The organism is Flavobacterium sp. B167r (assembly GCF_056824315.1).
In genome coordinates this window covers 3,122,933-3,143,186 of the sequence record NZ_CP124859.1, presented here as the reverse complement: position 1 = coordinate 3,143,186, position 20,254 = coordinate 3,122,933, and the positions used below count along the sequence as shown (strand labels likewise).

The 20,254-nt window shown below is 32.2% G+C and carries 25 protein-coding genes; 22 read left to right on the top strand and 3 right to left on the bottom strand.

Features of this window, described 5'->3' with window-relative positions; translation table 11 throughout:
• Positions 1 to 48 precede the first annotated feature (48 nt).
• Positions 49 to 906, bottom strand: coding sequence for a carboxylating nicotinate-nucleotide diphosphorylase (gene nadC / locus QLQ96_RS14105; protein WP_482491251.1), 858 nt, complete (start codon positions 904 to 906; stop codon positions 49 to 51).
• 348 nt (positions 907 to 1,254) lie between these two features.
• Here nadC and QLQ96_RS14100 point away from each other — a divergent pair, with 348 nt between their 5' ends.
• The 7 genes from QLQ96_RS14100 to rlmH all read left to right on the top strand — a co-directional run bounded on the left by QLQ96_RS14100 (position 1,255) and on the right by rlmH (position 6,867).
• Complete coding sequence (locus tag QLQ96_RS14100) at positions 1,255 to 2,355, top strand: DNA alkylation repair protein (protein WP_482491250.1); 1,101 nt, start codon at positions 1,255 to 1,257, stop codon at positions 2,353 to 2,355.
• Positions 2,356 to 2,591: 236 nt separating this feature from the next.
• Positions 2,592 to 3,473 carry a pirin family protein gene (locus QLQ96_RS14095; protein WP_482491249.1) on the top strand — a complete coding sequence of 294 codons (882 nt, stop codon included), beginning with the start codon at positions 2,592 to 2,594 and terminating at the stop codon, positions 3,471 to 3,473.
• Between the two features lie 2 nt (positions 3,474 to 3,475).
• Positions 3,476 to 3,871: an OsmC family protein gene (locus QLQ96_RS14090; protein ID WP_482491248.1), complete on the top strand. Its 396-nt coding sequence runs from the start codon at positions 3,476 to 3,478 to the stop codon at positions 3,869 to 3,871.
• Between the two features lie 5 nt (positions 3,872 to 3,876).
• On the top strand, positions 3,877 to 4,161 hold the full coding sequence (locus QLQ96_RS14085) for a GNAT family N-acetyltransferase (RefSeq protein ID WP_482491247.1): 285 nt from the start codon (positions 3,877 to 3,879) through the stop codon (positions 4,159 to 4,161).
• 205 nt (positions 4,162 to 4,366) lie between these two features.
• The gene (locus tag QLQ96_RS14080) at positions 4,367 to 5,782 is read left to right on the top strand and encodes an amidohydrolase family protein (RefSeq protein ID WP_482491246.1); all 1,416 of its coding nucleotides are present in this window, start codon (positions 4,367 to 4,369) and stop codon (positions 5,780 to 5,782) included.
• A gap of 126 nt (positions 5,783 to 5,908) precedes the next feature.
• Positions 5,909 to 6,211: an antibiotic biosynthesis monooxygenase family protein gene (locus QLQ96_RS14075; protein ID WP_482491245.1), complete on the top strand. Its 303-nt coding sequence runs from the start codon at positions 5,909 to 5,911 to the stop codon at positions 6,209 to 6,211.
• 182 nt (positions 6,212 to 6,393) lie between these two features.
• Positions 6,394 to 6,867, top strand: coding sequence for a 23S rRNA (pseudouridine(1915)-N(3))-methyltransferase RlmH (gene rlmH, locus QLQ96_RS14070; RefSeq protein WP_482491244.1), 474 nt, complete (start codon positions 6,394 to 6,396; stop codon positions 6,865 to 6,867).
• 36 nt (positions 6,868 to 6,903) lie between these two features.
• Here rlmH and QLQ96_RS14065 read toward each other — a convergent pair whose 3' ends face one another.
• Both QLQ96_RS14065 and folP read right to left on the bottom strand, forming a co-directional pair.
• A complete protein-coding gene (locus QLQ96_RS14065) occupies positions 6,904 to 7,536 on the bottom strand; it encodes a hypothetical protein (RefSeq protein ID WP_482491243.1) in 633 nt (210 codons plus the stop codon).
• 52 nt (positions 7,537 to 7,588) lie between these two features.
• Positions 7,589 to 8,422, bottom strand: coding sequence for a dihydropteroate synthase (gene folP / locus QLQ96_RS14060; RefSeq protein WP_482491242.1), 834 nt, complete (start codon positions 8,420 to 8,422; stop codon positions 7,589 to 7,591).
• Between the two features lie 212 nt (positions 8,423 to 8,634).
• Here folP and QLQ96_RS14055 point away from each other — a divergent pair, with 212 nt between their 5' ends.
• The 15 genes from QLQ96_RS14055 to QLQ96_RS13985 all read left to right on the top strand — a co-directional run bounded on the left by QLQ96_RS14055 (position 8,635) and on the right by QLQ96_RS13985 (position 20,175).
• Positions 8,635 to 9,174, top strand: coding sequence for a DUF1599 domain-containing protein (locus QLQ96_RS14055; RefSeq protein WP_379695243.1), 540 nt, complete (start codon positions 8,635 to 8,637; stop codon positions 9,172 to 9,174).
• A gap of 61 nt (positions 9,175 to 9,235) precedes the next feature.
• Positions 9,236 to 10,336, top strand: a complete 1,101-nt coding sequence (locus QLQ96_RS14050; RefSeq protein ID WP_482491241.1) for a BT_3928 family protein — start codon at positions 9,236 to 9,238, stop codon at positions 10,334 to 10,336.
• 90 nt (positions 10,337 to 10,426) lie between these two features.
• Positions 10,427 to 10,900, top strand: a complete 474-nt coding sequence (locus tag QLQ96_RS14045; RefSeq protein ID WP_482491240.1) for a DUF6934 family protein — start codon at positions 10,427 to 10,429, stop codon at positions 10,898 to 10,900.
• Positions 10,897 to 11,049 carry a hypothetical protein gene (locus QLQ96_RS14040; protein WP_482491239.1) on the top strand — a complete coding sequence of 51 codons (153 nt, stop codon included), beginning with the start codon at positions 10,897 to 10,899 and terminating at the stop codon, positions 11,047 to 11,049. Before QLQ96_RS14045 ends, QLQ96_RS14040 begins: the two co-directional genes overlap by 4 nt.
• Before the next feature lie 74 nt (positions 11,050 to 11,123).
• Entirely contained in the window at positions 11,124 to 11,792 is a 669-nt protein-coding gene (locus tag QLQ96_RS14035; RefSeq protein WP_482491238.1) for a YqiA/YcfP family alpha/beta fold hydrolase, read from the top strand.
• 326 nt (positions 11,793 to 12,118) lie between these two features.
• Positions 12,119 to 12,613: a TlpA family protein disulfide reductase gene (locus QLQ96_RS14030; protein WP_482491237.1), complete on the top strand. Its 495-nt coding sequence runs from the start codon at positions 12,119 to 12,121 to the stop codon at positions 12,611 to 12,613.
• Between the two features lie 90 nt (positions 12,614 to 12,703).
• Complete coding sequence (gene tpiA, locus QLQ96_RS14025) at positions 12,704 to 13,456, top strand: triose-phosphate isomerase (protein ID WP_482491236.1); 753 nt, start codon at positions 12,704 to 12,706, stop codon at positions 13,454 to 13,456.
• A gap of 204 nt (positions 13,457 to 13,660) precedes the next feature.
• Positions 13,661 to 14,494, top strand: coding sequence for a 50S ribosomal protein L11 methyltransferase (gene prmA, locus QLQ96_RS14020; protein WP_482491235.1), 834 nt, complete (start codon positions 13,661 to 13,663; stop codon positions 14,492 to 14,494).
• A 36-nt stretch (positions 14,495 to 14,530) separates the two neighbouring features.
• A complete protein-coding gene (locus QLQ96_RS14015; RefSeq protein ID WP_111376979.1) occupies positions 14,531 to 14,806 on the top strand; it encodes an ATP-dependent Clp protease adaptor ClpS in 276 nt (91 codons plus the stop codon).
• Positions 14,807 to 15,019: 213 nt separating this feature from the next.
• Positions 15,020 to 16,291 carry a sterol desaturase family protein gene (locus QLQ96_RS14010; protein ID WP_482491234.1) on the top strand — a complete coding sequence of 424 codons (1,272 nt, stop codon included), beginning with the start codon at positions 15,020 to 15,022 and terminating at the stop codon, positions 16,289 to 16,291.
• An 8-nt stretch (positions 16,292 to 16,299) separates the two neighbouring features.
• Positions 16,300 to 16,986, top strand: coding sequence for a lysoplasmalogenase (locus QLQ96_RS14005; protein ID WP_482491233.1), 687 nt, complete (start codon positions 16,300 to 16,302; stop codon positions 16,984 to 16,986).
• A gap of 21 nt (positions 16,987 to 17,007) precedes the next feature.
• A complete protein-coding gene (locus QLQ96_RS14000; RefSeq protein WP_482491232.1) occupies positions 17,008 to 17,460 on the top strand; it encodes a 2-dehydro-3-deoxyphosphooctonate aldolase in 453 nt (150 codons plus the stop codon).
• A 6-nt stretch (positions 17,461 to 17,466) separates the two neighbouring features.
• On the top strand, positions 17,467 to 17,982 hold the full coding sequence (locus tag QLQ96_RS13995; protein ID WP_482491231.1) for a hypothetical protein: 516 nt from the start codon (positions 17,467 to 17,469) through the stop codon (positions 17,980 to 17,982).
• Positions 17,983 to 18,431: 449 nt separating this feature from the next.
• Entirely contained in the window at positions 18,432 to 19,250 is an 819-nt protein-coding gene (kdsA, locus tag QLQ96_RS13990; protein ID WP_482491230.1) for a 3-deoxy-8-phosphooctulonate synthase, read from the top strand.
• 19 nt (positions 19,251 to 19,269) lie between these two features.
• On the top strand, positions 19,270 to 20,175 hold the full coding sequence (locus QLQ96_RS13985) for a hypothetical protein (protein WP_482491229.1): 906 nt from the start codon (positions 19,270 to 19,272) through the stop codon (positions 20,173 to 20,175).
• The last annotated feature ends 79 nt before the right edge of the window (positions 20,176 to 20,254 follow it).

Here is a 20,254-nt window from a genome sequence, read left to right as displayed (position 1 = left end):
CAGATTTAAAACAAACTCATAACTTATAACTCAAAATTCATAACTCCATTAAAAAGCTTTCAAACTCAAATCCATATTATAAACAGAATGCGTCAAAGCACCAGATGAAATATAGTTTACACCGCATAAAGCATATTCTCTAACCGTTTTTTCGCTGATATTTCCTGAAGATTCCGTTTGGCATTTTGTACCAATTAACTCAACAGCCGTTTTGGTATCTTCATAATTGAAATTATCAATCAGAATTCTATGAATACCATCACTCAATAAAATCTCTCTGATTTCATCCAAATCCCGAGCTTCAACGATAATCTTTAAATCCAGATTATTTTCTTTTAAATATTCTTTCGTTTTAGAAATTGCACGAGTAATTCCGCCAGCAAAATCGATGTGATTATCTTTCAGCATAATCATATCGTACAAAGCATAACGATGATTTTCGCCTCCACCAATTTTTACAGCCCATTTTTCTGCAGCTCTAAAATTTGGAGTTGTTTTACGCGTATCCAAAATCTTTGCATTTGTACCTTCCATAAGTCCCATTAAATGGTTTGTTTTTGTAGCAATTGCAGACATTCTCTGCATAGTATTCAAAACAACTCTTTCGGCTTTTAATATAGACTGCGAGCTTCCTGAAACCTCAAAAACAACTTCGCCGTATTCAACATGCGTTCCGTCTTCAATAAAAGTTTTTACTTTTAGTTTTGGGTCAACATGCGCAAATATCATTTTAGCCAATTCAACACCAGCAATTATCCCTTGATCTTTCACCAATAATTTAGCCTGACCGTGAGCAGTATCTGGAATACAAGCCAGCGAGCTGTAATCTCCAGGTCCAACATCTTCTCTAATGGCATTACTAATCAAAAGTTGTAATTCTGCTTGAAATTGTGCTTCGCTTATCATTTTTCTATTTTTAATAATAATGCTAAATTAGGATATATTTTATGGAATTAAAAGTTTCCTTTCTACGAAAAGTTTTCTATTGACTTAAATTTTCATTTTAAAATCTAGAATAACGCATTTTCTTAAACACATAGAAACATAGTTTTTAAAAACTTAAAAAAGGCGTTTCACTTTCATTAATGCACATAGCTGAACGTCAAAACTATGTGTTAAAATCTAGATTTTTTCCAAAATCTAAATGACTATAAATAAAAAAACTATGTTTCTATGTGTTTAAATTTTTAAACCAAAATCTACCTCAACAATTAAAAACATTAAATATCTTTGAGGTTCAATCAAGCAAAATTTATGGGATTAATTAAAGATATTTATTCGCTTTCTTTTTACGAAAAATTTGGTCAGGCTGTCGCCGAAGTGCATTCTTCATTCAACAAAAAGAAATTCATTGAAGCCATTTATGAAGGTGATTTCGCCCAAAAAGAATGGAAAGACAGAATGAAACACACTACAGTTGTTCTGCATAAATTTATGCCTCAAAATTTTGTAGAAGCGACTTCTTTAATTGATAAAATCATCAAAAATTTAAAGAAAAACAGTTTTACCGAAGGAAATCTAGCCTTCATTTTCTTCGCCGATTATATCGAAATGTACGGTTTAGACGATTTTGAAACCTCAACAAAAGCTTTTGTTTCCATCACACAATTTATAAGTTGCGAGTTTGCCGTTCGTCCTTTCATTTTAAAGTATAAAGAAAGAATGATTGACGAAATGATTAAATGGTCTTTGCATGAAAATCATCACGTTCGTAGATTGGCAAGCGAAGGTTCACGACCGAGATTACCGTGGGCAATGGCGATTCCGTTCTTGAAAAAAGACCCTACTTCTATTCTTCCTATTTTGGAAAATCTAAAAAATGATCCTTCGGAATATGTTCGAAGAAGTGTTGCCAATAATTTAAATGATATCGTAAAAGACAACCCAGAAATTGTTCTTGAAATCGCTTCAGGATGGAAAGGCCAAAGCAAAGAAACTGATGGAATTATAAAACACGGATGCAGAACTTTATTAAAACAAGGACATCCTGAAATTTTAAGTCATTATGGTTTAGAAAGTACCAATATTGAACTTTCTTCTTTCGAAATCAAAACACCTAAAGTGAAAATTGGAGATTATCTGCAGTTTCATTTTCACTTAAATAATAAAAATGAAGAAGCTAAAACTGTTCGTTTAGAATATGCTGTTCATTACAAAAAAGCAAAAGGGCATTTGGCGAAAAAAGTCTTCAAAATCAGTGAGAAAATTTATCATCCAAATCAATTAACGAAGATTGAAAGAAATCAGTCTTTTAAATTGATTACGACACGTGTTTTTCATACTGGAATTCATCAATTGTCGATTATAATTAATGGAACTGAGAGTGAGGTTTTGGAGTTTGAGTTGATTGATTAAAGCGTAAATCATACAGTATTGTCAGGCTGAGCGAAGTCGAAGCCCCATTTGCTGAATCACTTTGCGGGACTTCGACTTCGCTCAGTCTGACAAAAATAGCTTAAAATCAACCATTTGAACAATCATCAATTTTCCTTACTTTTATAGTTAATACAAAAAACAACTTTTCTTAATCTAAATTAAGTTACAGACACGCATCACAACTGTAATTTTGTTTTCAAATCAAATAATATCACATGTCAAACATCAGTTTAATCATCGAAGAACGTGCCGCCAATATTGGCAATTTTATGGTAGGGAGATTATTGCCTTTCCGTGAAAAAAGAGCCGTTGGACCATTTGTATTTATCGATCATATGGGACCAGCACATTTAAGTGACCATGAAAATATGGATGTTCCTCCGCACCCGCACATCGGACTTTCGACTCTTACTTTTTTGTTTGAAGGAAGTATTATGCACCGCGACAGTTTAGGAACAGAATTAGAAATAAAACCAGGCGCCGTAAACTGGATGACCGCAGGAAAAGGAATTGTTCACTCTGAAAGAACGCCTGAATATTTAAGACATTCTGATAAAATGCTTCACGGATTGCAGATTTGGGTGGCGCTTCCGAAGGAATTAGAACAAATGGATCCAAATTTTACGCATGTTGAAGCAGATGATATTCCAGCTTGGGAAGAAGATGGCGTTTCATACAAATTGATTGCCGGTGAAGCTTTTGGCAAAAAATCACCTGTTCCAGTTTATAGTCCGCTTTATTTTATTGAAATCAAAAGCAAAGAAGCTAAGAAAATTAATATTGGAAAACATTTATTCGGCGAAAGCGGTTTATATATTTTGGAAGGAAGCATTAAAAATGGCGAACACACTTACGATCCGAGACAAATCTTGATTACTACAGAAAGTTCGCTTTGTGAATTCGAAATTGCTGCAAATTCTACCGTTTATATTTTTGGTGGCGAACCATTTCCTGAAGAACATTTTATCTTTTGGAACTTTGTTTCTTCTGATAAAAACCTAATTGAAAAAGCAAAAACCGACTGGACAGCTCAAACTTTCCCAAAAGTTCCTGGCGAAACCGAATTTGTTCCTTTACCTGAACCAAGAATCAAATAATTATGGATACAATTTCAGCAAAAATAGATACGCGTTTGTATCGCACAGAAATCACTTCGGCAAGTGGAAATATTTTAATTTCAGACGAACCTCAATCGTTAGGTGGTAAAAATTTAGGTTTAAATCCGACTGAACTTTTGGCTTCATCATTGGCTTCTTGCACATTAATTACTTTACGAATGTACATTAATCGTAAACAATGGAACGTTGAAGAAATCAATATAAAAATTGATTTTGAAAGAGATTCAGAGCGAAATTGCACCTCATTTACCCGAAGAATTGAAGTAATCGGCGAAGTTGACGACGAACAAAGACGTAGATTAGAGACGATTGCGAACAGTTGTCCGATTCACAAAACACTAACACATTCAATCGAAATTAAAACCACACTTATATAATTACCATGGAAATTCAACAAATAAACGATACAAGAAGAGGCTATTTTGAAGCAATTGAAGACGGAAAAGAAGCTGGAAAAATGACTTATACTTGGGCGGGAGATTCAAAATTTATCATCGATCACACCGAAGTTAGTCCCGATTTTAACGGAAAAGGTGTTGGTAAAAAACTAGTTATGGCTTCTGTAGAATATGCTAGAGCTAACAATGTAAAAATTATTCCGCTTTGTCCTTTCGCGAAAAGCGTTTTTGACAAGGTTGAAGAAATTCGTGATGTACTTTTTTCTTAAGGTTCTGAGATACCAAGATGCTAAGGTTCTAAGTTTTTTTTAAACCGCAAAGTTCGCAAAGTTTTTTTTCACAAAGCTTTGCGAACTTTGCGTTTATATTAAGTCTTGCATGTAAAAAAACCTTGCGTTCTTTGCGGTAAAAAAAAAATACGTTTTCAAAATTGCGCAGAAAGTCGTATATTTGCGCGTAATTTAATCTTAGAGTATGACAAGAATAATTACGCTTTTCTGTATTTTTATAGCACAAATCGGCTTTTCTCAATCGGCTGAGAGTTATTTAGAAAAAATCAGAAATAATGAAGCTCTCTTAACAGCTTTCTTCCAACAAATGCCCAAAGGAGGCGATTTACACCACCATTTTTCAGGATCCGTTTATGCAGAACCTCTTTTAGAAAGAGCTATCGCAGAAGACTTTTATTTGAATATGGAAACTATGGCAGTTTCTAAAACCAAACCTGAAAAAGGAAACTGGGAAAACTTCTCATCTCTTGCAAATAAAGGAAAATTAGAGTATTACGAACAGCAAATCATGCAGACTTGGTCTGTTAAAGATTATAATGGTTCTGTTCCTTCTGATGATCAATTCTTTGATTCTTTTATGAAATTCGAACCTACAATTCAAGGCCATTTTGCCGAAGGAATGTTGGAATTAAAAAAGCGCGCTATTGCCGAAAATGTTTCTTATATCGAAACACAATTATCTACAATTCCGTGTGATATGAATGTTTCTGATTTAGCAGATTTTAATGTAAAGTTGCGTCAGGCAGCCGATCAAAAAGACGAAAAAACGGTTTTAAAACTTTTAGATGAATTGTATAAATCGCTTCAGAAAAAAGATGCAAAAAAATACGCTGAAAATTTCAACACTAATTTCATTGCAAAACTGCATAAAGATTTAAAAATGGATGACGAAAAATTCACCATGCGCTATCAAAACTTTGTGCTTCGTTTTATGGATCCGGTTGATTTATTTAAAAATCTGACGATTGCTTTTATTTCGTCAAGCGAAAGCAAATTAACTGCGGGTGTAAATATCGTTTCTCCAGAACACGGAAAAAATTCAATGAAAGATTACTGGCTTCATATGGTGATGTTTAAATATTGTCATTCAAAATTTCCTGACGTAAAATACACACTTCACGCAGGCGAACTGACTTTAGGTTTGGTTCAGCCAGAAGAATTGACTTGGCATATTAATGACGCAATCTACGTTGCTGGAGCAAACAGAATTGGCCACGGAGTCGATATTGCTTACGAAGCGAATTCGTATGATTTATTGAAATATATGTCTAAAAACAATATTCCGATTGAGATCAATTTGGCTAGCAACGAATTCATTTTGAAAGTAAAAGAAAACAGACATCCGTTTACACTTTACAAAGAATTTAACGTGCCAATTGTAATCAGCACCGATGATGCTGGAATTTTAAGAAGCAGCATGACAGAACAATATGTTTTACTAGCCAAAAGATATCCAGATGTGAATTATGAAACGATTAAAAAGTACGTTTACAACAGTATTAATTACAGTTTTATTCAAGATGCATCGGTTAAGAAACAATTATTGAAAGATTTAGATGTTCGTTTTAAAACTTTTGAAGCGAAGTTTTCTAAAAATTAATAGGTTGAAAAAAAATTGCACGCAGATTTGGCAGATTTAAGCTGATGAACGCAAATTTTTTTTCAAAAATCGAAAATTAAATCTGCTCAAATCTGTAAAATCTGCGTGAAAAAAAATATATAAATTATGATTTTAGAAGTCGCTTTTTTATATGTAAAACCAGAATTAGCTTCACAATTTGAAGCTGATTTTGCGAAAGCAAGTCAATACATTTCTTCAATTGATGGATATTTAGGACATCGATTAGAAAAATGTCTTGAAGTGGAAAACAAATATCTTTTATTGGTCGATTGGAATACTTTAGAAGATCATACTGTAGGTTTTAGGACCTCTGAAGCGTATTTGGAGTGGAAAAAGATTTTACATTATTATTACGAACCGTTTCCAATTGTAGAACATTTTGAAACTGTTTTTGAGAATAAAAAATAGATAGAGAATTTCACGCAGATTTTACAGATTTTAGCTGATCAGCGCAGATTTTTCATAAAAATATTAAACATAAAATCTGCGTGAAAAATTATACTCTTGCAGATTTAGCAGATCAGACTGATAAAATTATATTTAAAAATTAAATTCGTGCCAATTCGTGCAATTCGTGGCAAAATAAAACTATGAACATCAAACTTATCGCAATAGGCAAAACAGATAACAAATCGCTTCAAACTTTGATTGACGATTACACTAAACGTTTGTCATTTTACATCAAATTTGATTTGGAGATAATTCCGGACATCAAAAACGTAAAAAACTTATCTGAAAGTCAGCAAAAAGAAAAAGAAGGCGAATTGATTCTTTCTAAACTTACACCAACAGATCAATTGATTTTGCTGGATGAAAACGGAAAAAACTTCTCAAGCGTTGGTTTCTCAGAAGAATTACAAAAGAAAATGAATTCTGGTGTAAAAACTTTAGTATTCGTAATTGGCGGACCGTATGGATTTTCTGAAACTGTTTACAAAAAAGCGCAGGGAAAAATTTCGCTTTCGCTAATGACGTTTTCCCATCAAATGGTTCGTTTATTTTTTATTGAGCAATTGTACCGCGGATTTACGATTTTACGCAACGAACCTTATCATCACCAATAAGTTTTGTTTCAAGTTTTCTTTGATTCAAGTTTCAAGTTAGAAAATGTATTCTACTGGAAGTGTATCAAGATTATGAGTCACATCTTTTTGCAATAAAATTTTATATTGAATATATTCCTCATAACTCATATTCTTATCGAATAAAAACACCAAATCTGGAACTCTATCAAATTTGATACTATAAAAATGTTTTAGAATTTCTGAGATCTTTATTTCCTGATTTGCCATAAAAACCTGCTTTTTTCCTTTTTTAAAGTAAACTACAAAACTTCCAGCAGCAGGTTTTTCCATTTTATAAAACACTTTCGTGAAAGGCAAAAAAGCTAAATTCTTTCCAATAGAATCAGCATAAGAGTAATAGTTTTGAGCGTTTTCATTTTTGTGCGCGCTATCAGCTCTTTTCTTTTCCTGCATTTTAATTACGTCCGGAATCACCGTTTTTAAAGACAGACGCTTGTCAATATTAAAAATCCAATTAGTAGAAATAATAGCACTTTTTCGGTTTAAATCTGCGATTGTATCTTTTCCATCCACTTTAAAGAAAATATAAATCGGCGAATGATCTTGTACGTCTTTTGCGATTGAAACATTAGATTTAGGCAATAAAACGTCTTCTTTTTTTCCGCATGAAATTAAAAGACAAATTATGAGTAGAGAAAAGTATTTCATTTTTATTAAGATAAAGGTTTAATGCGAAGTTTGTCGTTTATGCAAAACTAACTTAAATATCGTATGAATTTAACTTAGTAAACAAAGTCACACATTCCATAGCTTCTTTCACATCATGAACACGAAGAATTTTAGCGCCTTTTGTCAAAGCAATAGTATTCAAAAATGTCGTTCCGTTTAGAGCTTCTTGTGGTGTAATGTCTAGTGCTTTATAAATCATTGATTTTCTTGAAATTCCAGCTAAAACCGGTAGCTCCAAAATATTGAAAAGCTCCATTTTCTGCATCAATTCATAATTCTGATCAGTCGTTTTAGCAAAACCGAAACCTGGATCTAAAATCAAATCGTTGATTCCTAGACTTCTTGCTTTTTTTACTTTTTCTGAAAAATAAAAAAGTATTTCTTTTATCATGTCATCGTATTGCGTCAAACTCTGCATCGTCTGCGGATTGCCACGCATGTGCATCATAATATACGGAACGTTATAATGGGCGATTACGTCAAACATTTTTTCGTCTAATTCTCCAGCAGCAATATCGTTTATAATCGCTGCGCCACTTTCTATACTCGCCTTTGCAACCTCAGCTCTAAAAGTATCAATTGACAATAAAGTCTTTGGGAAATGCTTTAAAATCAATTCAATTGCAGGAACAATTCGGTCGATTTCTTCTTGTTCGGTTACAAACTCTGCGCTTGGTTTACTTGAATATGCTCCAATATCGATGAAAGTTGCGCCTTCAGAAAGCATTTTATCTACTTGCGAAATTATTTCGTCTTCGTTTTTATATTTTCCTCCATCAAAGAAAGAATTTGGAGTAACATTCAGAATTCCCATTACTTTAGGAATCGACAAATCGATAAGTTCTCCTTTGCAGTTAATTGTCATGATTTTTTTTATTTTTTGTTTCAAGTTTAAAGTTTCAAGTTGATACTGATCGCACAAGTTCTGGAACTTGAAACCTGAAACCTGAAACTTTTAATATTACTTTCAAGTTAACCCCATTAACAATTTGTTTAGAAAAACTTGAAACCTGAAACTTGAAACTCTTTAATTTTTCCTTATTTTTGAAGAAATTTTAGCAAATATACAGCATATAAATGAAGAATACTTCCCAAGAATTTGATAATGTTATCGCGATTTGCCGAACATTGTTTATCAATAAAATGAAAGATTACGGTAGCGCATGGAGAATTTTAAGATTGCCATCGTTAACCGATCAGATTTTCATAAAAGCACAACGAATCAGAAGTTTGCAAGAAAACGATGTTCGTAAAGTTGATGAAGATGAAAAAGGAGAATTCATTGCAATTATCAATTATTCTATCATGGCTTTGATTCAGTTAGATCTTGGCGTTGTAGATCAGCCCGATCTTGACGTTGAAAAAGCTACTGAATTATACGATGCTAAAGTTCAATTGACCAAAGACTTAATGGAAGCTAAAAATCATGATTACGGCGAGGCTTGGCGTGACATGCGCGTAAGTTCTCTAACCGATTTGATTTTACAGAAACTCCTTCGCGTTAAGCAAATTGAAGACAATAAAGGTAAAACTTTGGTTTCTGAAGGTATCGACGCTAATTATCAGGATATGATTAATTATTCTGTTTTTGCTTTAATACTTAATCCAATAAAATAATATTTAGCCACAAATTTCACAAATTAAATTCGTGTAATTCGCGGCAGAAAAAACTTTACCCATGAAAAACATCATTACCCAATTCTCCCGATTATTTGTCGGTATCCTATTTATCATTTCTGGATTAATCAAACTAAACGATCCTGTTGGTTTCTCTTATAAATTGGCTGAATATTTTAGCGAGCCCGTTTTCAATATGCCATTTTTAGAACCTTTAGCTTTAGGTTTAGCTATCTTTTTAGTGATTTTAGAAGTAGTTTTAGGCGTAATGCTTTTAGTAGGATATAAATCAAAATTAACTATTTGGGCTTTATTGCTGCTAATCGTTTTCTTTACATTCCTTACTTTCTACTCTGCTTATTTTGATGTAGTAAAAGATTGCGGATGTTTTGGAGACGCTTTACACTTAACACCTTGGCAATCATTCACAAAAGATGTTGTTTTACTTTTCTTTATTTTGATTTTATTCATTAATAAAAAATTAGTAAAACCGTTATTTTCAAAAATGGTTACAAACATCCTTACTTTATTAAGCATTGTTTTATGCGTTTTTATGGCCGTTTGGGTTATCAACCATAATCCGATCAAAGATTTCCGTCCTTATAAAGTGGGAACAAACATTGAAAAAGGAATGGAAATTCCAGAAGGTGCTCCAAAATCTGTTGTAGAAATGATTTTTATCTACAAAGTAAACGGAGTTGATAAAGAATTCACAGAGAAAGATTTAATGAATATTCCAGAAGGAGCTGTATTTGTTGACCGTAAAGACAAAGTAATTTCTGAAGGTTACGTTCCTCCTATTCACGATTTTACAATGACAAAAGATGATTCTGATTATAAAGAAGAATTATTAAAAGAGCCTAAATTGTTGATTTATGTAACTTACGATTTGAATTTATCGAATCCTGAAGGAATGAAAAAATTAGCAAAAGTTACGGCAGATGCAAAAGCAAAAGGCTACAAAGTAATCGGAATGACGGCTTCTGGAGCTGATGAAATTGCTAAAGCGAAGAAAGATTACACTTTAGATATTGATTTCTATTTCTGCGACGGAACAGCTTTAAAAACGGTTGAAAGAGCTAACCCAAGTATAGTTGTGGTTCATGATGGAACTATCGCTCAAAAAGTACATTTTAATGATGTTGATGATTTGAAATTATAGTATTTCAAACTACAAAATAATTTAAAAGCTGCAATTTTTTGTAGCTTTTTTTTACTTAAATTTTATATTTTTGCGAATCAATTTAAAAAAATGAACCATTCGCAATACGAACTATATAAAAATACTGATACAACTATTTTTGAATTTAAAAGTATTGGCCCAAATGGAAAAATAACGAAAGTTGTGATTTTTAGCATTACACAATCAAAAGAAATTTACAATTTAGCATTCGGAGATTTAATTTTTAATGAAGTTCAAAAAAAATATACTTTAGACGATTCGATAATTACAAACAACGGAGATAGAAATATAATTTTAGCAACAGTTGCTAAATCAGTTTACATTTTTACAGAAAAATACCCTCACAAAACAGTCTTTTTTAAAGGTAGTTCATTAGCCAGAACTCGTTTGTACAGAAGAGCAATCTCAATTAATTTACAAGAATTATCCGAAACTTTCATTATCTTTGGAGCACTAAAGAATGAGTTAGGAAATGTGATTAGTGTTCCATTTAAACCAAATGAAGATTTTTTTGGTTTTATTATTAAAAGAAAAGAGTTATGAAAACTACAATAAAGAATACTTCAACTGTTAACAAAAATTCTTCGATTAATTCTAAATTAAAAATTGATAAAAAATTAGACGACTTAAAAATTATAGAATCAAAAAAACAAGAAGAAGTTAATAAGCTTACTTTTGATTTAAATCTATAATTTGATTTATAAATACATTATCTCATAAAAAGTCCTTTTAAATTGGACTTTTTTTTATGCTAAAATATATTATTATGAAAAAAATCTCAGAAATTTTATTTATTTTTTCACTAGTTCTTTCTTTTGTTCAAACAGGCTTCAGCCAAGTAGAGACATTAAAAAAAGACAAACGTTACGTTTTCTTTCTTCATAACAAGTTTGTTGAAGAAAATGATTTAAATGCTGTTCATCCAGAATATGGCAGAGCAGAATACAATGAGATTTTAGAATCTTTTAGAAAAGACAACTTTATTGTTTTTAGTGAAAAAAGAAAGAAAAACACCAATTCTGCCGAATATGCCGAAAAAATGGCAAAACAAGTTAAAAAGCTAATAAAGAATGGTGTTCCGCCAAATCACATAACTGTAATCGGAACGTCACAAGGCGGTTATATTGCACAATATGTTTCAACTTACATCTCCAATCCTGATGTAAATTTTGTTTTTATTGGCTGTTTCAGAGATGTCGATATTACAGAAATTCCAGATATTAATTTCTGCGGAAACATTTTAACCATTTATGAAAAATCAGATATTTACGGAGTTTCTGCCATCAAAAGAAAGGAAACTTCTAAGTGTAAAATAATTCATTTTAAAGAAATTGAACTTAACACGGGTCTAAAACATGGCTTTTTGTATAAGGCTGCAGACAATTGGATTGCTCCAAGCAAAAAATGGGCAAATGGAAATTATGATTTGAATTAAATACTCCAAAAAACATACAAAAGTCATCAATAATTTTTATTTTATTGAAGGCTTTTTTTGATTGAGATCTGACGTTTTTTTGATTGAAATCTTCTTCCCTAAATAAAATTTTTATATTTTTTTTTCTTCTAAAATATCTCAGTTAGAAAAAAACACAATTTTTAAGCGCTACTATTACGATTTCAATAAGCCTTTTTGAACCAAAAAACTCCGATTTGTTACAAAATAAACGACTCTTCAAATTTTGTTAATGTACAATTGGCATTCCATTTCTTTGTTTAACTTTGCGAATCCAGTATTCTAATAAAAAATAATTTTAATAAAATATGAAACAATTAGTCCTTGTTGTAATTGCATTTATTTCTTTTTCTTGCTCACAAGCTCAAAAAACAGCTTTTTCTAAAGAAGCTTTATCGGAGAAATTGCTTGCTCTTGATGGAAGTCAGGTTACTTTCAAAAACATCTTAAAAAAATATAAAGGAAAAACTTTGGTTATCGAAGTTTGGGCTTCTTGGTGTGGTGATTGCGTAAAAGCAATGCCAAAATTAAAAGAATTACAAGCTAATAATCCTGACGTGTCTTACTTATTCCTTTCTGCAGATAAAACAGCTGATAAATGGAAAGCTGGAATCGAAAAACACGAATTAAAAGGCGATCATTTTATGATGAATGATGGTATGAAAGGCCTCTTTGGAAAAGCAATCGACTTAGATTGGATTCCGAGATATATTGTTATTGACAAAACCGGTAAAATCGTTTTATACCGCGCTATAGAAACTGATTTCGAAAAAATCAATTCTACTTTACAAACATTGAAATAATTTTTCAATGGCAATGTCAAAATTCATATATCAATTTTGGACTTTGGCTTTAATTTCAAAAAAACAAAAAAATAATATAAAACTACCAAAATGAGAAAATCGATTGTTGCAGGAAACTGGAAAATGCATAAAAACGCAGCGCAAACTGAAGAATTATTAAACGAGTTAATTGCTAAAATTCCAGCTAAAACAAATGCACAAGTAATTGTAGCTCCAACTTTTGTAAACTTACAAGCTGCAGCAGCAAAATTAAAAAATACAACTATTGGAGTTTCTGCTCAAAATGTTCACCAAGCTGAAGGTGGAGCTTTTACAGGAGAAATTTCTGCAGATATGTTAACTAGCATTGGTGTTAACACTGTAATTTTAGGTCACTCTGAGCGTAGAGCAATTTTCAACGAAACAGATGCTTTAATCGCAAACAAAGTTGATACTGCTTTAAAACATGACATGACAGTTATTTTCTGTTTTGGAGAAGAATTAAAAGATCGTCAATCTGAAAATCACTTCAACATTGTTGAAAACCAATTGCGTGACGGAGTTTTCCACATTGCAAAAGAATCATGGTCTAAAGTTGTTTTAGCTTACGAACCAGTTTGGGCTATCGGAACTGGAGAAACTGCTTCGCCAGAACAAGCGCAAGAAATGCACGAATTTATTAGAGAAACTATCCGTAAAGCTTTTGGAGCTGAAATCGCTGATGAAGTTTCTATTTTATACGGTGGTTCTGTAAAACCAGAAAATGCTAAAGAAATCTTCTCTAAACCAGACGTAGATGGTGGTTTAATTGGAGGTGCTGCTTTAAAAGCTGACGATTTCTTGGCTATTGTTACTGCTATCTAAGAAAATATTTTGCCACAGATTAAAAACATTTTCACTGATTTTTTTTTAAAATAATCTTTTTAAATCCTCTTAATCTGTGGCAAAAAAATAGAAGCGATACTTAATATGTATCGCTTTTTTTATGCCTAAATTTATTCTTAAATTAACAAGGTTCGTCTAAACAACTTCAGTTTTCTATTCTTACCTTTGCAAAAATTTTTTTTTATGTCAAATATATATTTAGGATATCATTTTACGATTGAGCCAAAAGAATTAGGTTCTGAAATTTTAGTTGCAGAACTAGGCGAAAAAGCATTTGAAAGTTTTACAGAAACAGAAAACGGAATTTCTGCTTTTGTGAAGAAGGATTTATGGGACGAAAATATTCTAGATGATATTTACATTTTACAATCTGAAGAGTTTAAAGTTGAATATACAATTGAAGAAATCGATCAGGTAAACTGGAACGAAGAATGGGAAAAAAACTTCGAACCAATTGATGTTGATGGAAAATGTCATGTTCGTGCTCCTTTTCACCCTAAAACGGATGCTGAGTTTGATATTTTGATTGAACCGAAAATGAGTTTCGGAACAGGTCATCATGAGACAACTCACATGATGATTCAGCATTTGCTAGAAATGGATGTTAAAGGTTTGAAAACTTTGGACATGGGTTGCGGAACTGCGATTTTAGCGATTCTAGCCGAAATGAAAGGCGCAGAACCTATCGATGCTATTGACATTGATAATTGGTGTTATTTGAATTCGATTGAAAATGCTGAACGCAATAATTGCAAACACATTAGCGTTTATGAAGGCGATGCAGCTTTATTGGCAGGCAAAAAATACGATCTAATTATTGCCAACATCAACAGAAATATTTTATTGAATGATATGCAGGCGTATGTCGATGCTTTAAACCCAAAAGGTATTATTCTTTTTAGCGGTTTTTATGAAGAAGACATTCCGTTTATTGATGCTTCATGTGTTGAAAAAGGGTTGACTTATGTTAAAAAGCTTCAAAGAAACAACTGGGTATCTTTAAAATACGTAAATTAGATATTGATAATCAATTCAGTACAAAAACTATAAAACATGAGTACTAAAGAAAAGGTAAGAGAAAGAGTTCGCGAAAAAGAAGCCATTGCTTTTAATAACGAGATCATTGTTTACAATGATGATGTAAATACTTTTGATCACGTTATTGATACTCTTATGCGTGTTTGCAGCCACACTGCAGAGCAAGCCGAGCAATGCTCTTTGATTGTACATTACAACGGAAAATGCACTGTAAAAACAGGCCCGATTGAAAAACTTAAACCTCAATGCACACAACTTTTGGAAGCTGGTCTTAGCGCCGAAATTGTCTAATTGAATCATAATTTAAAACGCATCCTGTTTTATTCTATACTAGAATTGAATAGGATGCGTTTTTATTTTTATAAATTTCTCTTTTTCAATTGTGAAAATCCCTTCTTTGTTTTATTTACTTTAAACAAAATACCAAACTAATACAGTTTATTTTATCAATAGTTTAAAAAGCATTCTATTTTATTTTATATTTGAACGAAATAGAATGTTTTCATGGAAGAATATGGAAAAATATTAATTATTGCGATGCCGGTTTTTTTAGCCCTAATTGTTCTTGAAAAAATTTATGGCATTTATAAAAAAAACGACACCGTTCCGTTAATAGATAGCGTATCTAGTATGAGTTCTGGCATAACCAATTCGGTTAAAGATGTTCTGGGACTAAGTGTTACTTTTCTTTCTTATGAATGGCTGGTTTCTAAAATTGCGTTACAGCATCTGGAAACCAATGTTCTCTCCTACTGCATCGCTTTTTTTGTTATTGACTTTTACGGCTATTGGAGCCATCGTTTGGCACATCAGATTAATTTTCTTTGGAACAAACATGCCATACATCACAGCAGCGAAGAATTTAATCTTGCCTGTGCGCTTCGACAGCCGATTGCGAGTTTGGTCAATCTGTTTACCTTTTTATTGATTCCAGCTGCTTTACTGGGAGTTCCTGCTTCTGTAATTGCTATAACGCTTCCTATTCATTTGTTTTTACAATTTTGGTATCATACCAAACACATCAAGAAAATGGGATTTATTGAGCATATTTTAGTTACTCCTTCGCATCATCGTGTGCATCATGCTATTAATCCAGAATATTTAGATAAAAACCATTCTCAGATTTTTATTTTTTGGGACAAACTTTTCGGGACTTTTCAAGAAGAATTAGATGAAGTTCCTCCAGTTTTCGGAATCACAAGACCTGCAAGTACATGGAATCCGATTAAAATAAATTTTCAGCATTTGAGCTTGCTTCTCAAAGATGCCTGGCGCGCTCCAAAATGGAATGACAAATTAACCATTTGGTTTAAGCCAACGGGCTGGCGTCCTGAAAACTTTGAAGAAAAATATCCCGTAAATAAAATTGAAAACGTTTTTGGTTTTGAAAAATACGGAACACAAAATTCCCAAAAATTAATATACTGGTCTGTTGCACAAGTTTTAATAACACTATTATTTGTAAGCTATCTGTTTGAGAATATTGCCAAAATCGGACTTCCAAATATTTTTATCTATGGATTTTTCATTTTCGTGACCATATATAGTTATACAGAGTTAATGGACAAAAATCGGTTTGCTCTTTTATGGGAAGGCATCCGATTAGGATTTGTAATTTGTATTATTGGCTACTATGGAGATTGGTTTGGTTTAAATCGTGTAATTCCAATTAGTAATTATATTATTTTTACCTACCTGATCTTATCTTTTTTAACAACATTTTATTTTGTCAATTTTGATTTCAAAACCAACCAAAACCAATATATCAATTCATAACCCCTATTATGAGAAACTCTTCTTTTTTTAAAATTTATGCCGCATTTAGTATAATTTATCTAATCATATTATTTTCTGGCCATGAGCGTTTTGACCTCTTTCTTAAACCCATACTGATACCCATTATAGGGTTTGGAGCTTATTTTTATAGAAAATTTCCGAATCAAAATATTTTGTTGGCAGGACTAACGCTTTCATGGCTTGGGGACGTGATTTTGCTTTTTACAGATCTTGGAGAGATTTATTTTATCTTAGGACTTGTATGCTTCCTGACGGCACATATTGTCTACTGTATTCTTTTTAATAAGCAGAGAAGAATTAGAAGAAAACAAAACAAACCGTTATTTATATTTGGCAGCATTTTAATCGCAATTTATTTAATTGGAATGGTTTCTTTTTTAATGCCCTATTTAGGCAATCTTGAAATTCCAGTTTCTATTTATGCTTCAGTAATTTCTATTATGCTTTTATTTGCTTTGAATGGCTTTTTGGTTTGGGAAAAACCAGGCAATCAGCTTGTGTTTTTTGGAGCCATTTTCTTTATTATTTCTGATAGCATTTTGGCTGTAAATAAATTTTATGCTCCGATTCCAAAAAGTTCTTTTTTTATTATGCTGACTTATCTTCTGGCACAATATCTGATTGTAGTTGGTGTTTTAAAACTAAATCCAAAAAAAGTACAGCAAACAGTTTAACTTTACCAACAACCTCAACCCATGAAAAAAATAGCTCTTTTAGTTGTTTTATTAATCAGCGCTTCTTCTTGCGTAAGCTCAAAATCGACTTTGAAAAATGTGGATGACAATGCGCCAGATTTGATTTTGAAAAAGGACAATACTTTTTCTATAACACAATTTGCAAAAGACAAAAAATACGGTTACGATCCTGATTACCCGATAAATATATTTTTTCAGAATACAAATAATGAAGCGCTGAACGAAGTTCGTTTTTTAAATGCTTTGGCTGGTCCAAATGGCGAGAAAATAACATTTCACAGATTAGAAACTTGTTGCCCATTCCCTACTAAAAGAAGCAATATGGGGGCTGGATTCTTGAATGTTTATGAATTGAAATGGGAAGGACAAAAAAAACCTGTAAAGCTTTATTTAAATATTTATGAAAAAGGGATTTTGATGGTTCCTATGGGATTGAGATTGAAGCAGAATTAATTTTTTATGGATAAACTAACTTACGAAATTAAAATTTCTGGTGAAGATATTACTTCATTAAAAATACTTACAGCAAAAACTAAACGTATATCTCTAAAATATGCAATAATTGCAATTCTGTTTCTTGGGATTCCTGCAATCATTTTTGGTTTTGTTTTGTATTATTTGCTATTTGTTGTTTTATTGGTAATCTCAATTTTTCTCGGAATAAAAGTCTATAATATTTGGCTCACTAAAAACAACAAGCTCATGAATCAGGAGCATGCTGAGAATGCTTATAAAAATGAAACTATTATAGTAACTTTTGACTCTGAAAAAATAATATTCGGTACAAATAACAAATATTATGCAGATGTACAAAGAGTTATGCAAAATGAAAATCTCTATTATTTTGTTGTAAATGCGAACACAAAATCTCAAGAAGAAGCTGGCATAATTATTCCTAAAAGATATGTTGACAAAACTGAACTTGAAAATTTCTTATCTAAAACCATTTTAGCAAACGACTTTGAAATGCATTGATTCGCAATCCTGTTTTTATAAAAAATTATCCTAAATTTTCGTAATTCCACTAAACTCCTAGCCCTGATAGAAGCGGAAATCCTTTTTTGAGAAAGCCTATTTTTTCTGGTCGTTGCAGAGCGACCAACGGAAGCTCCTGCAACGTTCTAGAAAAAAAGGATTACGATAAAAAGATTGAAGTGAATAGCAGGAATAGCTCCTTATTTTGATCCAATACTTTATTAAAAGACGGAAAGCAAAGAATTAACTGTAAATTTTTAGAACATGATAAATGTCATTTATTAGTGTTCTTCTATGCTTTAATATTGCCTCGGAAAAAGTATTTAATAAATTTTAGAATATGCTAATTCTATTCTGCTAGCCAGCGATTCTAGTTCTTAAAATAATCTTAAATCTTAATCTGAAACTCATAAATCATAACTACCTTTGCAATGCAAAAAAATAATTTTATGAACATACAACATATTCCTCAAATTAAGCATACTGACAGCGGGAATTTCTTTTTATTGGCGGGGCCTTGTGCTATCGAAGGAGAAGAAATGGCGTTGCGTATTGCTGAAAAATTAGTTGGTATTACTGACAATCTTCAGATTCCTTATGTATTTAAAGGGTCTTTTAAAAAAGCAAACCGTTCTAGAATTGACAGCTTTTCTGGAATTGGTGACGAAAAAGCATTAAAAATCTTAAGAAAAGTTTCTGAAACTTTTCATATTCCAACTGTAACAGATATTCATACTAACGAAGATGCTGAAATGGCTGCTCAATACGTTGATGTATTGCAAATTCCAGCTTTCTTAGTTCGTCAGACTGATCTTGTTGTGGCTGCGGCTAATACTGGAAAAGTGGTCAACTTGAAAAAAGGGCAATTTATGAGTCCAGAAAGCATGAAACACGCGGTTCAAAAAGTATTAGACTGTAACAATGAAAACGTTATGGTTACAGATCGTGGTACTATGTTTGGTTACCAAGACATGATTGTTGATTTTAGAGGAATTCCTACTATGCAACAATATGCTTCTACGGTTCTAGATGTTACACACTCTTTACAACAGCCAAATCAAACTGCTGGAGTAACGGGCGGAAGACCTGACATGATTGAAACAGTAGCAAAAGCGGGTATCGCAGTTGGTGTTGACGGTATTTTTATCGAAACACATTTTGACCCTGCTAATGCAAAAAGTGATGGTGCTAATATGCTTCATTTAGACTATTTTGAAGGCTTAATGAACAAGTTAGTTGCTATCAGAAAAACAGTTAACGCATTTTAAATTATAATACTTAAGTTCTTTGAAAACAAAAATTTTATTTTTCTTACTGATTTGTGTTTCTTTAAGCACATTTGCTCAGGAAGAAATACCAGTACAAAAATACGCAGCGCACAACAAAGGAAAATTCTTTGTAATGTGGGGCGGTAACAGAGAAAGCTACTCAAAATCTGATGTGAATTTCAGAGGTAAAGATTACAACTTTACAGTTGAAAATATGCAAGCTCATGACAAACCAAAAGGATGGCATGTTGATTATGTTAATCCTGTTAATATGACAATTCCGCAAACGAATTTGAGATTGGGTTACTTTTTTAGCGATCATTACAGCGTTACAATTGGTGTTGACCACATGAAATATGTAATGTCACAAAACCAAATTGCAAACGTAAACGGAAACATCAATTTACCTTCTGATGACCCTGCTTCAATCTACAATGGCGAATACAATAACAGACCTGTAGATATGTCTCTAGGTGGCGCGAAGGAAGGTGGTTACGATAAAGGTGAAACTCAATTAGGTGGCCCTGCTTTTTTAATGTATGAGCATACTGACGGTTTGAATTACATTAATACTGAGGTGGCAAGATTTGATGATGTTTCAAAATGGTTTGGATTGCCAAATATTGATAAAGTTCAGATTAATTTAACTGAAGGTTTGGGTGCTGGAGTTTTATATCCTAAAACCAATACAACACTTTTAGGAAAAGAACGTCATGATGATTTTCACGTTTCTGGTTATGGTGTTTCTGCTAAAGCTGGTTTAAACATTACCTTTTTTAAACATTTCTACATTCAAGGGGAATTAAAAGGTGGTTATATCAACATGCAGGATATCAAAACTACAACAAGTCCTGAAGATAAAGCTTCTCAGCACTTTACTTATTTCCAACGAATCATTGCTGTTGGAGGTATTTTTAGAATCTAAATATTTCAAAAAAATATATTTCGAAAATAGCTGTCATTTTATTTGGCAGCTATTTTTTTTATCATTTACTTTGCAGCTC

Coding starts and splice junctions, on each gene's coding strand:
- QLQ96_RS14055 (WP_379695243.1), top strand. CDS start 8,635: ATGAAGAATACTTCCCAAGAATTTGATAATGTTATCGCGATTTGCCGA.
- QLQ96_RS14030 (WP_482491237.1), top strand. CDS start 12,119: ATGAAACAATTAGTCCTTGTTGTAATTGCATTTATTTCTTTTTCTTGC.
- QLQ96_RS14065 (WP_482491243.1), bottom strand. CDS start 7,536: ATGAAATACTTTTCTCTACTCATAATTTGTCTTTTAATTTCATGCGGA.
- QLQ96_RS14005 (WP_482491233.1), top strand. CDS start 16,300: ATGAGAAACTCTTCTTTTTTTAAAATTTATGCCGCATTTAGTATAATT.
- nadC (WP_482491251.1), bottom strand. CDS start 906: ATGATAAGCGAAGCACAATTTCAAGCAGAATTACAACTTTTGATTAGT.
- QLQ96_RS14075 (WP_482491245.1), top strand. CDS start 5,909: ATGATTTTAGAAGTCGCTTTTTTATATGTAAAACCAGAATTAGCTTCA.
- prmA (WP_482491235.1), top strand. CDS start 13,661: ATGTCAAATATATATTTAGGATATCATTTTACGATTGAGCCAAAAGAA.
- QLQ96_RS14040 (WP_482491239.1), top strand. CDS start 10,897: ATGAAAACTACAATAAAGAATACTTCAACTGTTAACAAAAATTCTTCG.
- rlmH (WP_482491244.1), top strand. CDS start 6,394: ATGAACATCAAACTTATCGCAATAGGCAAAACAGATAACAAATCGCTT.
- QLQ96_RS14010 (WP_482491234.1), top strand. CDS start 15,020: ATGGAAGAATATGGAAAAATATTAATTATTGCGATGCCGGTTTTTTTA.
- tpiA (WP_482491236.1), top strand. CDS start 12,704: ATGAGAAAATCGATTGTTGCAGGAAACTGGAAAATGCATAAAAACGCA.
- QLQ96_RS14095 (WP_482491249.1), top strand. CDS start 2,592: ATGTCAAACATCAGTTTAATCATCGAAGAACGTGCCGCCAATATTGGC.
- kdsA (WP_482491230.1), top strand. CDS start 18,432: ATGAACATACAACATATTCCTCAAATTAAGCATACTGACAGCGGGAAT.
- QLQ96_RS14100 (WP_482491250.1), top strand. CDS start 1,255: ATGGGATTAATTAAAGATATTTATTCGCTTTCTTTTTACGAAAAATTT.
- folP (WP_482491242.1), bottom strand. CDS start 8,422: ATGACAATTAACTGCAAAGGAGAACTTATCGATTTGTCGATTCCTAAA.
- QLQ96_RS14045 (WP_482491240.1), top strand. CDS start 10,427: ATGAACCATTCGCAATACGAACTATATAAAAATACTGATACAACTATT.
- QLQ96_RS14080 (WP_482491246.1), top strand. CDS start 4,367: ATGACAAGAATAATTACGCTTTTCTGTATTTTTATAGCACAAATCGGC.
- QLQ96_RS14090 (WP_482491248.1), top strand. CDS start 3,476: ATGGATACAATTTCAGCAAAAATAGATACGCGTTTGTATCGCACAGAA.
- QLQ96_RS14085 (WP_482491247.1), top strand. CDS start 3,877: ATGGAAATTCAACAAATAAACGATACAAGAAGAGGCTATTTTGAAGCA.
- QLQ96_RS14015 (WP_111376979.1), top strand. CDS start 14,531: ATGAGTACTAAAGAAAAGGTAAGAGAAAGAGTTCGCGAAAAAGAAGCC.
- QLQ96_RS14050 (WP_482491241.1), top strand. CDS start 9,236: ATGAAAAACATCATTACCCAATTCTCCCGATTATTTGTCGGTATCCTA.
- QLQ96_RS14000 (WP_482491232.1), top strand. CDS start 17,008: ATGAAAAAAATAGCTCTTTTAGTTGTTTTATTAATCAGCGCTTCTTCT.
- QLQ96_RS14035 (WP_482491238.1), top strand. CDS start 11,124: ATGAAAAAAATCTCAGAAATTTTATTTATTTTTTCACTAGTTCTTTCT.
- QLQ96_RS13995 (WP_482491231.1), top strand. CDS start 17,467: ATGGATAAACTAACTTACGAAATTAAAATTTCTGGTGAAGATATTACT.